Raw genomic sequence first — 13,905 nt, 5'->3', positions numbered from 1 at the left:
CGTATCGGTGCCATATTAGATAGTTATGGAGACGGACTATTTAATATTGAGTTTAGTCTAGATCAAATGTTAAGATAATATTGTCCGGGTACTTATATAGTTGTAATGTGCCACCAAGACATCAGACATTAGACCGATTACGACATTACTTTCAATTTAGTTTGATGTCGGCGGCGAACCACCGGCATCAGTCTTTCTATGTTTCCAACTAATTTAATTGAAAAGGCGCCTTACACATCTAAGAGTATTAGCATATTAAAGTCACACAGCAAGGTTCTACTTCCATCGCCCTCCTAACAAATAATCTCTCCGCCTGGCCAGCAAGCTGTCCGACTTCTACCTAATCGTAAATCCATACGTAAAGGGCGCCCGCTCCCACGTCAACAAGTGCTCGTCGTAAGGCGCCGCACTTTCCGTCCAACTATTATCACCACCCACCCCGATTTGTCCGTAATCAAGGTTCAGGGTTAGGTACTTAGCCAGCGTCAGTTCATTCGTGTGTTGCGCGGCTTCGAGGGTGGCCTGCGTGTAGGGCCAGACGCTGAAGTTGAAAGTATCGTAGCGGCCTTCGATCTTCAGCGTATCACCCGTCGCGCTGATTAAGCTTAGCCTTTCCACGCCCATCCGGTTACCGGTTTCAGCCGGTTTGATGTAGGGTTCGTTCATCTCCGCAACGTCGAGCGTGTACCGACCGACGCGCGCGGCCCGGAACTTATCGGCGTACGACTCAAAAGGACCCCGGCCGTAATAACTCACGGTCCGGTAATCAGCCGCGACGGTCGTTTGGTGTCCGTACCGGAACACCCCGGGCACTTCGTCGGCCGCGCCGGGCTTTTGGATCTCATTGAGAAAGTGAATGCCACCGCTCGCGCCGGCCGAGATGACGACGGTCTCGGTAATTTTGCCCGCCAGGTAGGTGCGGTGGAGGTGGAGTTTGTTGTTCACGTATTCGTAGCTGGCTAGGGTGGGGCTGGCGTCTTTCCAGGGCGCGTACCGTGCCGCCAATCCCGCTGGCTTATCGTTGTCCGTAGGTGCCCGCCAGAAGTTGGGTTTGAGTGGGGACTCCAGTAGATCCTCCTCATCCCTCATGATCTTTTCCACGATTCCGGTAGCAGGATTTACGTACACCGCAAACGCGCCGCTAATGAACACCAGGCTCGTTGGAGATTCCTGAAAACTAGTTTCGGCCTTCCACGCGGTATTATCGTACGTGTCGTTGAAAATGGTTAAAGTCTGAAATTGATCGAAAGCGACTTCGTGTCCGGCGGGCTTACCGAATGCGGGCGTTCGCTGCAGGAACGCAACCTCGAAGTAGCTGATGCTCCCGACCTTTTCCCCGGGAAGAACATCGTCCTCCATCAGCATTTCTACGATGTTGATCGCAGCGGTCGCGCCTGGCGCAAGGCTGGGGGCGGTGGCGCGGTACAGCTCTTCCGTCCCCGCGTCGGTCACGTGCCGGATGACGAGGTCGAGCGCGTCCAGATTGGTGTGGCTAAACCAGTTGCGCACGCTCACGGAGTCAACCGTTCCGGTCAGTTGCACCGGTTGGTAGGCGTGTTTGACTTCGTACAGCGACGGTTGCGGCGTCCGGTCCGAATATACCAGTCCGTTCGCGAGAAAGTTATTGTCGTTCAGGTCTTCGCCGAAGTCCCCGCCGTACTTATAGTATTTGGTTCCGGTCGAATCCGTCGCTTCCAAGCCCTGGTCGATCCAGTCCCAGATGAAACCCCCGACGAACCGGGGGTAGTCGCGGAACATGTCGACGAAGGTATCCATGTGCCCCGAAGAATTACCCATCGCGTGGGCGTACTCGGCGTACATCACCGGGCGGTCGTCGGCGGGGTCGGTCGCGATGGCACGCATGGTTTCTTTGTGTGCGTACATGCGGCTGCGGACGTCGACGTACGCGGTTTCGGCGTTCAGTTTGCCGTTCGGGGGGATGTCGTAATCGCCGTCCGACGCGCCTTCGTTGTGGAGAAAGCGGCTGCCGTCGCGGTTTTTAATCCAGGCGGCCATGGCGGCGTGGTTCGGCCCCGTCCCGGCTTCGTTACCGAGCGACCAGCTGATGATGCTGGCGTGGTTCTTGTCGCGCTCCACCATCCGGATGGCACGGTCCAGCATCGCGTTCGCGAACATCGGCATCCCGCTGATCATGCTGCCGACCTTGTGGGTTTCGACGTTGGTCTCGTCCATCACGTACACGCCGACGGAATCAGCTAGTTCGTAGAGGTAGGGATCGTTGGGGTAGTGGCTCGTCCGAATGGCGTTGATGTTGAAGGCCTTCATGAGTCGCAGGTCTTCCCGGATCTCGGCGCGGGTGACCGCCTTACCGTTGGTGGCGCTGTGGTCGTGACGGTTGACGCCGTAGAGGATGACTTCTTTGCCGTTCACTTGCAGGCCCTCGCCGCCCCAGGTGACGTTGCGGAAACCGACGTGCAAACTTACGTGGTCGACCGCGGTCCCCGTGGCGTCCAGTACGCTGACGACCAGGCGGTAAAGGTGGGGCGTCTCGCCGGTCCACTGCCGGACGTCCGGTACTTCCATCTCCAGGTTGTAGAACTGGTGCACGCCGTACGGATTGTGGTACGCCCCGCGCTCGAAGTACTCCGTCACGGGGTTCAGCGACTTGCCGACGGTTTGCCCAATCTGCTCGTTACCGGCCCCGTACAACCGCATCTCCACGCGCCAGTCACGGATAGCCGCCGGGTCACGGTATTCGACACGGGGCTCGATACGGAGGTGGCCGGTCGTGCCGTCGGCCATGATCGTGGGCTTGGCGAATAGGTCGGACAGGTAATTCTGCGGCGTACTCTGCACATACACTTGTCGGTGCAGTCCGCTCATCCGCCAGTGGTCCTGGTCCTCCAGGTAGGAGCCCGCGGAGTAGCGGTACACTTCGGCGTAGACTTCGTTCTCGCCATCAGTAGCTAAGTCGGTAATATCGAACTCGGCGGGCGTACGGCTGCCCTGGTTGAAGCCCACGTAGGTTCCGTTCACCCACACGTGAAACGCCGAGCTCACCGCGCCGAAGTGCAGCACCTGCCGGTCGCCCGCCCGGTAATCGTCGATCGTAAAGGTCCGGTAGTACTGGCCCAGCGGGTTGCTATCGTGTTCGGTCGGCCCCGCGCTGCTTGGTACGTAAGGGAGCGCGACGGGCCGCCACGGGTATTCCCAGTTTAAGTAAATCGGCATCCCGAACCCCTGCATTTCCCAGTTGCCCGGGACCCGGATGTCCGACCAAGCCCGCGCATCCACCGACCTCTGCACCCGCGGCCGCGCATTATCCCCGTGGGCCTTGAATTGGAACTTCCAGGTGCCGTTCAGGTCCGTCCGCCCCGCCAGTTCGCCGTTATTTGCCGCGTCGTCGAGCCCGTCATAATGGTAAAGCGTCGCGTGGGCCGGCAGCCGGTTCACACCGAACGTCCCCGGGTTCTGCACGTAATGTTGCTGGGCGCGGACGCTGGTGAAGGGGAGATTCAGTAAGAGCAAAAGTAACGTGGCGAGCGGAAGACGCATGGGTAGAAATTTATTGTCGAAAATATACCGGGGCACAATTGGTTAGTTCCGCCAAGTTAGTGGCTTGGCCCGGCTTACCGGTCAGGTTGTGAGGTGCAGTGGCTTCCCCACCGCGAAATCAATCAATTTCTATTCTCTTACCGCCGGCCCGGCCGCCGATTGATGTCGTCGGCTACGTACACCCGCGCGCCGGCGCTCCGGTTGCGGAAGCAGCTACGAAGTAGCAGGGGCTGGGGGAAAAGGATTTAGTGCGTCGGGGATGTGCTGTCAACCAAAATATTTCAAAAAGGGGGGTAGTCAGCTGCGGTGGTAATTTATCCCGAACGATTAATTTATGCGTCGGTAGCCCAATCCTCGCAACCGATTGCCAACCATTTCGGAACGTCGCTCGGTAGCTCCGGGCATCACTACTGAGAAAAAGATTGCAACCGATTGTATTTTACCCCTTTTGCGGGTAAAATGTGGATGTTTGGTAGTAATTTGTCCCACGGAAGCCGTGACCACCTCCCTGGATTACACTTGAGAAAACGCCCCGGGTCAGACACTGACGGCAGGGTAGCTGCGCCAGTGCACGAGGAGGTTAGTTTTTGCCGTATTTACCCCCCGGTCATCTGGTTCGTAGTTTTTCACATTAGGTCACGCAATTTCTCCCGTACCACATGGAATTATTAGATAAAATTACGATCGACCGGCACGCGCCACAACCCAAGTACCGGCAGCTCGTCGACAGTATTTCCGAAAATATTTCGGTGGGGAATTTTCAGCTCAACGCAAAACTACCTTCCATTAACAAGCTCTCGGAGCAGTTTATGCTCTCCCGCGATACCGTGGAGAAGGCTTATAAAGTTCTCAAGGACAAACGCATTATCATATCCGTCAAGGGTAAAGGGTTTTACATTAGTAGTACGCCGTTGGACAGTCAACTCAAGGTGCTTTTCTTACTCAATAAATTGAGTGCGTACAAAATGCGGATGTACCATTCTTTCCTGGCTGCGGTCGGTCCGGAGTTTCACGTCGATTTACAAGTTTATCACTGCGATGAAGGCTTATTTCTGGACATACTCAAGAAGAATCAAAAGACGTACGATCATTACGTAATCATGCCGCACTTCGCGAATGCCCGCCAGCGGCACACCAGTGCTACCGAACCGGTGCTGAACGCCATGCGGCGTATCCCCGACAACAAACTCATCATCCTGGATAATTACCTGGAGGCACTAGCGGAGAACCACGCGGGGGTGTACCAAGATTTTGAGAACGATCTTTACGAAGCCCTGAAAATGAGTCGGGAGAAAATCGCTCGCTACCAGAAGTTCGTCATCACCTTTCCCTCGCGTTCCGTCTACCCCTACCCGAAGCGAATCGTACGTGGGTTCAACCGCTTCTGCGTCGAAGCCAAAATTCAGTTTCAGGTTATTGAGGAAATAGAAGAGCATATGACGCTCGAACCCGGTACGCTTTACCTCACCATCCCGGAAACGGACCTCGTTAACCTCGTCAAGGCCGCCCGGGACCAGGGGTTCACCCTGGGGGAAGACATCGGGGTTATTTCGTACAACGAAACGCCGCTCAAGGATTTGTTGGGCATAACGACCGTCTCCACCGACTTTGACGAGATGGGGCGGCTTGCCGCCGATCTCCTCAGGCAGCGCGGAAAAGAGAAGACCAAGAACCGTTTCGTGTTTACCGATCGGAATTCTCACTAATACCTGACCCTGCGCAACCTGATTTCACTACATTGCGCGAAGTACTACCAAGCTAACTACGGCGTACGAATTACCGAGAGGCAAACCACAAAGGCGCGGGTAATACACGTCTCGACGTAGTTGCAAAGCGTTTCTCTGTGTTTTTTAGCTAAAAATCCGCGTTACGTTATTTAATACTGATTTCATTGGGGCCTGGTCTTCGGGTTCCTACTCACTGAAGGCGGGGTCGCTCAGCTTTCACCTAAGTAAGAGCATGTTGGGACTTCAGCTTCCGGCCTTGTTTTGGCCACTTTTGCGGTGGTTAGTCAGTAGTCTAGGACCCTTTACCCAGACTACTGAAGAGCAAAATCCTCATTCCCCGATAGCTATCGGGGCGGCTAAACTCCGGTTTACCTTCGGTGCTACTTCGTGGTTGCTGCCTTAACCATCACAAAACTGCCTTAAAACCGGCCAGGAACCCAAGGTCCCAACATGCTCTTAGGTATATTTATAAAATATTATTGTATCGTTTATGAGATTACTTCCGCTCGCTCCCCTGTTCCTCCTTTGCACCTGCGACCGCGCCGCCGATACCCCACCACCCGCCGCGGAAATGCCCAACGTAGTTTTCATCCTCGCCGACGACTTCGGAATAACCGACGCGCAGGGCTACGCGGAGAAATTCACGGGCTCCACCAACGCCGAAACCTTTTACGAAACCCCCAACCTGAACCGCCTCATGGCCGGTGGCGTCTCCTTCAGCCAGGCCTACGCGACCCAGCTCTGTTCGCCCACGCGCGCCGGCATCCTGAGCGGTAAATACGCGCCCCGCGTCGGCTTCATGACCGCCATGCCCCCGCGCGAAACCTACTACAACCAGGCGCTCCCCGTGCCGGCAGGCTACTACGCCCACGACGTGCTCGACCACCACGACGACATCAAAATCGAGCAAGCCTGGACCAACGCGACGTCCAACTCGGCGCTACCAACCGGCGCGCCCGACGACGACGGACGAGACATGCTGAGCATCGCGGAAGCCATGCCGGGCCACCATTCCGCCTTCATCGGCAAGTGGCACCTGGGCGGCTTCGGCGCGGCCGGCCACCAGCCCGCGGATCAGGGTTTCGCAACCCTCGCCTGGTTCGACGCGGGCGGCTCTACCTACTTCAACTGGCGCGCGCCCTGGAATAACAACGCGAAGAACCAATTCCCCGACATTCCGCAAGCGCAGATGGAAATGGGTAACGCCGGCCCGGAAACCGGCGAAGACTACCTGACCGACGACCTCACCGCGCAGGCCCTCAACTTCCTGGACGAACGAGCCGCGGCGGACGACGGGAAGCCTTTCTTCCTATACTTTTCCCACTTCGCGGTCCATTCCCCCTACCAGGGAAAACCGGACGAAGTTGCCTACTTCGAGGACCGACCCACCCGTGGCGCGAATGGCCACAAGGACCCGATTTATGCGTCCATGGTCAAGAGTATGGACCGCTCCGTCGGGGCCGTGCTCAATAAACTGGATAGCTTGGGAATAGCGGAAAATACCCTCGTAATCTTCATGTCGGACAACGGCGGCATCGACAGCAAGATCACCCCCCGGGGCGACGGCACGGACAACGCACCTTTTCTCGGCGGCAAGGCCTGCCTGACGGAAGGCGGCATCCGCGTACCGCTAATCGCCTACTGGAAAGGGAAAACCGACGGCGGCACCTGGGTCAACGAGCCCGTCGATTACACGGATATTTACCCCACCATCCTGGCCGCGGCGGGCTACGACGCCGGCGCGGTCATCACCGCCGAGGACCTGGACGGGCAGAGCATCCTCCCACTGATCGACGCCGGCTACGCGGGGAGCTACGCTAAGCAAACCCGGTACTGGCACTATCCCTTCAACGTCATCTACAACAGCCCCTACGACGGGCAGGCCCTGACGCCCCATTCCGCCATCCGCAGAGATGAACACAAACTGATCTTCGACTGGCACGGGCGCCTCCACCTCTACGACATCGAAAAAGATCCTTACGAGCAAAACGATTTAGCGGAAGCGCAGCCCGAACTCCGCGAGGAATTATTCGCGGAACTCATCGAGTGGCTGGAGGAGAACGTGGATGAGCGGTACTGGCCGGTGATTAATGCGGAATACGAAGCGGGTAAGGAGGTTCGGGACGCGGGGTTTGTTAATTTGATTAAATAAATATCGTGGTTGGTTGCTAGGTTTTATTCGCAATGGCCAGCCGGGAGGATGGTTATGAGTATAGAGTATAGACCAAAGACCAGAGACTCTAGACCACCTACCTACCTACCTACCTACCTACCTTCTTCCGCAAAAAGCTCAAAAGGCGACTGCGTATAATTATACATCCAAGTCTCCTCCGGTCGAATGCGCAAGAACTCCTCCACCCCCCAAAACTGATCGTTGTACTTCCGCATCCAGGCGAATGTTTTTTGCCGCAGTTCCTCGCGGACGTCGTGGTGCGCCGGGTCGTGAAACAAGTTATTTAATTGATTAGGATCTGCGTTACGATCGAACAGCACGTTGGTGATTTCGAGTGAATCTACGCCCCGGCCCATGGAAAAAGTATATTCCGGGGTAATGACGCCGCGCCAGTTCTGGTTTTTGGCGACGCCGCGCTTGTAGACCCAGATGGGTAGCTCATCCACGGCATCCTCGTTGCCGGTCAGGATTTCGTTAGCGAGGTTCTTGCCGTCATATTCCTGGGGGGTATCTACGTCCAGCAAGCCCAGTAAAGTCGGCATGATGTCGAGGGCGCCAAACAGCAGATCGGTCGACTGCCCGGCCTCGATCTTCGCGGGGTAGCGCACCAGGAAGGGGATACGGGTGGAATAGTCGTGGGGGTACTGTTTCGGGAGGATGGCGTGGTGGCTTTCGAGCATATCGCCGTGGTCGGCGCTGAAGAGCGCGAGCGTATTTTCTTCCATTCCCTTTTCCCTGAGTTTGTCCATTAGTTGTCCGAAGGCTTTATCCACGCCGGTGGTGGCGGCCATGTAGCCGTGGTACATGTGCAGGCGGTCCGGCGTACGCTCGATACCGGGGCGCAGTTGGATGGAGTCCCGGTCGTAAACCGCCATCATTTCTTCGTCCGTGTCGTAGCGGTAGTGCATCTTTCCGTCCACGCCTTTGAACTTACCCCAGTCGTGGGGCGGGTGCCAGGAGACGACCAGGGCGAAGGGTTTGTCCGTGTCAACGGTGTCAAGGTAGGCTAAGGCCTGGTCCGTTTGTCCGTACACTTCCCACTTATCGAAGAATTCTTTTTCATCCTTTTCATTCCAGAAAAAGGCTTTGCCGGCGCGGAAGTCGACGTGGCAATTATTGGTCAATACTTTATCGAAACCGTAGCGCAGATCACCTTCGGGGATGGGTCGGTCGCGTTCCCCACCGAGGAGGTGCCATTTACCGATGTAGGCGGTCTGATAGCCTTTATCCTTCAATACTTGCGCCAGCAGTTTCGTCTTATTCGGGAGTAGGGGAGCGTCATTTATGAACGCCCCATTCTTCAGTGGCTGCATCCCACTCATGATCATCCCCCGATAGGGCGTGCAGACGGGTTGGTTGGTGAAGGCGCGGTCGAAGCGGATGCCTTCGGCCGCGAACCGATCGAGGTTGGGCGTTTTTATTTGTGTATTTCCGTAGGTACCGAGCATGTCGTAGCTGTGCTGGTCGGAGAGGACGATTAGTAGGTTGGGTAGTTTTTCTTCATCATTAGCATTATTTTCATCTTTTGGGGCGCTGTCGCAGGTGCAAACAAAAAGGGGAAGGAGCAGGGCAAACAGGTAGCGATGGGCCATGTGCGTCGGGGTATAAAAATGGAGAGCCGCGGTGTTGATGCCCCGGCTCCCCTGTAAAACAAGTAGTAGTAAATTATGAGCTGTCACCGGCTGGTCTGAGCCGGAAGCAGTTTTTAGTACCCGGGGTTTTGCGTTAGGTTCTCATTATTTTCAAGTACGCCCCGGGGAAGCGGGTAGAGTTCTAGCTTAGGTTCGTAGGCAACATTTCTCAGAATTGCATCCGGATTAACGGCCATGGAAGCTTCTAAATCACCCCAGCGTTGTAGATCGAAGTATTCGTGGAATTCTCCGGCCAATTCCTTTTTTCGTTCCAATTTGATGAGTTCACGAAGTGAGTTCTGGTCCGCTTCATTCTCGTCATCCAGCCCAGCCCGTTGCAGGACCTCATTGAGGTAATCCCGGGAGGTGCCACCTTCTCCCATCTCATTATGAGCTTCCGCCAGCATGAGTAAAACATCGGCGTAACGCAAATAAATTAAATCGTTACCGTGGCCGAACGGATTTAGTTGATTAGAAGGATCTTTCAACTTACCGATTGGGATGCCGTTAGGCTTGCGTGGCCCACCAAATTGTAGACCTGCCGTTGGCTCGCCGCCGGGGTTGTAGCGAATCGTGTCACCTGTGTTAATGTGAGTATATTCGTAGAGAAAAGTCACGTCGCGCCGAAGATCCATTGAATCGAAACTATTATAAAGCAGCTCGGTAAAAGCCAGCTGATACTGACCTATGGGGAATGAAAACGGGGTGTTTGGCGCTCCCTGAAAGAACGTCATGACCGTCCCGCTACCTTCTACGTTCGACAAATTAGGACGTGCGAAAATAATCTCATTGTTACCCTCGGTAGCAATATCAAACACGTCACTATACTTCTCCTGAAGGCTGTGTACTCCGATTACTTTTTCAAGAGTCGAGATGGCCTTGCTGTACTGTTCGGTTTGCTGGAGTGGAAGACCCGCCATCTGTAAGTATACCTTACCAAGTAAGGTGTTTGCCACCGCTACACTAGCGCGGCCAAACTGGTTAGCGGGTCGAGTGAGCGGAAGATTAGCCGCGGCAAAATCTAAATCCGCAATAATTACGGCGTAGACTTCCGTAAGCGGTGCGCGTGGCTTACGGATCGCCTCGTCGCTAAAATCTTCGGTTGGTTCAAGCTGTAATGGAACGTCTCCGAACATCCGCGCCAAATGAAAATAAAAGAAAGCACGTAAGAAACGAGCTTCCGCTATTTTTGCATTTTCTAGTCCATCCTCCAAGCCCACGCTAGGTGTAATCTTAATTACGTTGTTGGCTCGGTTGATGCCGCGATAAAAATGACTCCAAAACTGCCCATGGGGTGAAGTTTCGTTAAAATCGACCGAGGACATTTGTCCTTGTCCTCCACCTTTCAATCTCACGGTGATCATTTCTGAAGGGCCGGACGTAGACAACGTGTACCACAAATCGGAGACCCCGGGAAAAAATAGGGTTTCGTAGACACCCAGCAGCGCCTTGTCTACGTCATCTTCGTTCTGGTAAATATTATCAACACCGATGAAGGAAAAAGGCTTTTCTTCCAGGCTCTCGCAGGCCGATAGGCCGATAAAAAGCGATAGCAACAGGCAAGTTTTATAGAAATATTTCATCATCATTATTATTTTGAGGGTAGTGACCAACTTCGGACGTTTGGACTACCGGCCGGTCAATTACCTTTTTTGCGAGTGGTAAAGGTTATACTTTAAAAGCCGGCGGTCAGCCCGAGCGTAACCGCCCGTTGACGGGGGTAGACGCCTAAATCGACCCCAGGAGCGAGCGCACTGCCTACGGAACTAACCTCAGGATCAAAGCCCGTATAGTTAGTGAGGGTTATTAGGTTGGTACCGGTTACATAAAATTGGACCGATTTAATCGTCTCGGTATTAACGGGTAGGCGATACCGTAGCGATACATTCTTAAGTCGAACGTAAGTACCGTCCTCAATCATGAAATCGGCCACTGGTGCGGAAATACTATTGATCGAAGGATAGCGGGGATCGTTTGTGGGGTTTTCTGGCGTCCAGCGATTTTCGTACCAATCTACAGTCTGATTTTTATAGGACTGATTACTTAAAAATCCGGAGTTTAGTACCGGGTGGATCGCGTTGAGAATGTCGTTGCCAAATGAACCTTGAATGAATACATTTAGACTAAAGTTGCCGAGGGTGAAGTCGTTATTCCAACCCAGGAGAAAGTCAGGATTAGATTTACCGATTACTTGGCGGTCGAGCCCGTTGATACGGCCATCGGATGGGTTCGTTACATTTCCGTCAGCATCAACTACGTCCGGGCCGCTGAGGTCACGAAATTTCCAGTGCCCTAGTACCCGGTCGTTATTAAATGCCGGGAGTGGCACGCCGCTCTCCGTAGCTGCGTCCAAATCGCTTTGCTGAATAAGTCCGTCAGTTACGTAACCGTAAAAAAGACCAAATTCTTCTCCCTCCCGATAAATGTGCGCATTGCCACCGAAATTACTCGCAATGCCAGGGCCAAATAGTTCACCGTTTCCACCAAGTTCTACTACGGTTGTTTTAAATGTGGTATAGTTCAAACCCGTATTCCAAGTAAACCCAGGTCTGTCCATAATGAAGGCATTGATGCTCAATTCAACACCTTTGTTTTCTATACTACCGAGGTTGTCGATCGTTCCACCAAAACCGGACTGTTGCGATAAGGGAACATTAGCTAGCAAGTCCACGGTCGTTTTGATGAAGTAATCAGCGATGATCTCTAGTCTATTGTTCCACAACCCAAAATCAACTCCAGCATTGAACTGCCTGGTCGTTTCCCAGCTAAGGTTAGGATTCTCTACACTTGTCGGAATGAAAGCTAGCGCAGGTACGTTACCGATGGGGTACTGACCGGTACCGTAACGAGCCCGAGACTGGTAAGAACCAATGGACTGAGAACCCGTCGCACCGTAACTAACCCGCAACTTGAGATTGGAGATGGCATCATCGTCCTGCAAGAAATCTTCTTCAGTAACCCGCCACCCAATGGCTGCCGAAGGAAAGTAAGCCACCTTGTTGTTAGCCGCGAAGCGGGAAGAACCGTCCGCCCGACCGGTAAAGGTGAGTAGATACTTGTTTTGGTAAGCGTAGTTCGCCCGGAAGAAACCGGATTGTAAGACCGCTAAAGACCGACCTCCGCCAGGGCCGAAGAATGAAGTGCCAATGTTAGGTTGTTCGAGACCCAAGATTTCAAGTTCGAAATCACCCACTCGGCTGTTATAACTATAATTATTAAATTCGCTGTACTCAACGCCACCGGTGAAGTTGAGGGAATGATCCCCATTAATCACTTTCTTATAATTGAGGTAAGCACTTGAGATCAAATCATAACTCCGTCCGGTATTAGATGTGGCCAAGCCACGGGCGTTAATACCCGCACCAACAGTCGACGGTGTAAACACCTCCGTAAGGTCAATCCGAGCGTTGGTTCCACCATTAAAAGTAAAGGTGAGGTCGTCAGTAATTTTGGCGTCCATCTGGAAGTTAGCGAGTATGGATGTGCGAAAATTACGGTTGTTTTTTTCGGTTACTTCTAAGTAGGGGTTATAAAACTCCAATTTTTCCGCTGTTTCCCCGAAAAAATCACGGCTGGGAACCAGGGGTTCGGAAAGCAGGGCGTTAGTAATCGGACCGAGTGCGTTTGGAAAGCCTCCGACGCCAAAGCCAGCATTCCTGCCTTCTCGTTGTGTTAGGTTCATACCGACCTTGAAAGTAACTCGGTCATTGAGGGCGTCGATGTCGACATTCGCCCGAGCATTATAGCGCCGGAAATTGGAATTAATCACGATACCCTGGTCAAGTAGGTAGTCACCGGAAACGAAGAATCTAGCGTTATCGCCACCCCCGGTAATGTTAAGACCAATGTTCGTCCGTTGCCCGCTACCAATGATCTCATCCTGCCAGTTGATGCCCTGGCCGGCAAATTGAGCCGGGTCATCAAAAGGGGCTGCTTCACCCTGGTCGACGGCCGCTTCATTCCGAAACTCTGCGTACTGCTGACCGTTGAGCACGTCGATCTGCGTCAGTACGGATGAAGTAGTAGTGTTCGCATCAATCGAGATCTTTGTTTTACCGGAAGTACCCCGTTTCGTCGTCACTAAAATAACACCGTTTGCGCCCCGCGAGCCATAAATTGCCGTTGCGGAGGCGTCCTTAAGCACCTCGATGTTTGAAATGTCTTGTGGATTAAAATTTGGCGTGCCCGCAATGGGAATCCCGTCCACAACGTAGAGCGGGCCATTTCCAGCTAGAATGGAGTTGCTACCCCTAATCCGAATGGTAGAACCGCTTCCCGGTGCACCATTGCTGGAAGTGACCTGAACGCCCGCGGCCCGGCCCTGAAGCAGCTGGTCGACGGTATTGAATACGGCTGTTTCCAGCTCCGCACTGCCTACTGAAGTAACTGAGCCCGTGATGTCGGACCGCTTTTGCGAACCATAACCTACGACGACAATTTGCTCCAATGTTTCACTATCCTCTTGAAGAACAAAATTAATTGAAGATTGATTATTGACTTTCCGGCGGGCAGTCCGGTAGCCCGTATAGGTCACGGATACTTCGGCTTCCGGGCCGGAGACAGTTAGTGAATAAGCACCGTCCAGATCAGCCACCGTACCCGTTGTGGTGCCGGTCTCAGCGACGGTTGCCCCGATCAGTGGAGTCCCGTTGGGGCCGGTGACCGTGCCCGCTATCGTGACGGATTGTGCCATCAGCCCACCCGCAGTGAGCAGGGTTAATAAAATGAAATATAGTCGTGAGTTGGGTTGTTTCATGATCATAATTTTGCGTGTGACTTAGTGGACCGACCTAGGGCATTTCCTACCCTGCGGCGCTCCAATATTACAGCGCCCCACAAGCCTTAAGCATCCTGTACC

6 protein-coding genes are annotated in these 13,905 nt (G+C 53.8%); 2 read left to right on the top strand and 4 right to left on the bottom strand.

Annotation, left to right across the window (positions count from 1 at the left end):
- Nucleotides 1-336: 336 nt before the first annotated feature.
- Nucleotides 337-3,516, bottom strand: coding sequence for a glycoside hydrolase family 2 TIM barrel-domain containing protein (locus tag GGR27_RS18755; RefSeq protein WP_168040224.1), 3,180 nt, complete (start codon nt 3,514-3,516; stop codon nt 337-339).
- A 659-nt stretch (nt 3,517-4,175) separates the two neighbouring features.
- On the opposite strand from GGR27_RS18755, the gene GGR27_RS18750 reads away from it, so the two are divergent.
- Together GGR27_RS18750 and GGR27_RS18745 are read left to right on the top strand one after the other, a co-directional pair.
- The gene (locus GGR27_RS18750) at nt 4,176-5,222 is read left to right on the top strand and encodes a GntR family transcriptional regulator (RefSeq protein WP_168040222.1); all 1,047 of its coding nucleotides are present in this window, start codon (nt 4,176-4,178) and stop codon (nt 5,220-5,222) included.
- A 511-nt stretch (nt 5,223-5,733) separates the two neighbouring features.
- Complete coding sequence (locus tag GGR27_RS18745; protein ID WP_168040220.1) at nt 5,734-7,395, top strand: sulfatase; 1,662 nt, start codon at nt 5,734-5,736, stop codon at nt 7,393-7,395.
- 113 nt (nt 7,396-7,508) lie between these two features.
- On the opposite strand, the gene GGR27_RS18740 is transcribed toward GGR27_RS18745, so the two are convergent.
- The 3 genes from GGR27_RS18740 to GGR27_RS18730 all read right to left on the bottom strand — a co-directional run bounded on the left by GGR27_RS18740 (nt 7,509) and on the right by GGR27_RS18730 (nt 13,803).
- A complete protein-coding gene (locus GGR27_RS18740) occupies nt 7,509-9,008 on the bottom strand; it encodes a sulfatase-like hydrolase/transferase (RefSeq protein ID WP_168040218.1) in 1,500 nt (499 codons plus the stop codon).
- Nucleotides 9,009-9,121: 113 nt separating this feature from the next.
- Nucleotides 9,122-10,636 carry a RagB/SusD family nutrient uptake outer membrane protein gene (locus GGR27_RS18735; protein ID WP_168040216.1) on the bottom strand — a complete coding sequence of 505 codons (1,515 nt, stop codon included), beginning with the start codon at nt 10,634-10,636 and terminating at the stop codon, nt 9,122-9,124.
- A gap of 86 nt (nt 10,637-10,722) precedes the next feature.
- Complete coding sequence (locus GGR27_RS18730; protein ID WP_168040214.1) at nt 10,723-13,803, bottom strand: SusC/RagA family TonB-linked outer membrane protein; 3,081 nt, start codon at nt 13,801-13,803, stop codon at nt 10,723-10,725.
- Between the last annotated feature and the right edge of the window lie 102 nt (nt 13,804-13,905).

Origin of the sequence: Neolewinella antarctica (assembly GCF_011927835.1) — a bacterium.
Taxonomy (GTDB): Bacteria; Bacteroidota; Bacteroidia; order Chitinophagales; family Saprospiraceae; genus Neolewinella; species Neolewinella antarctica.
This window is presented reverse-complemented; position numbering and strand designations above follow the sequence as displayed.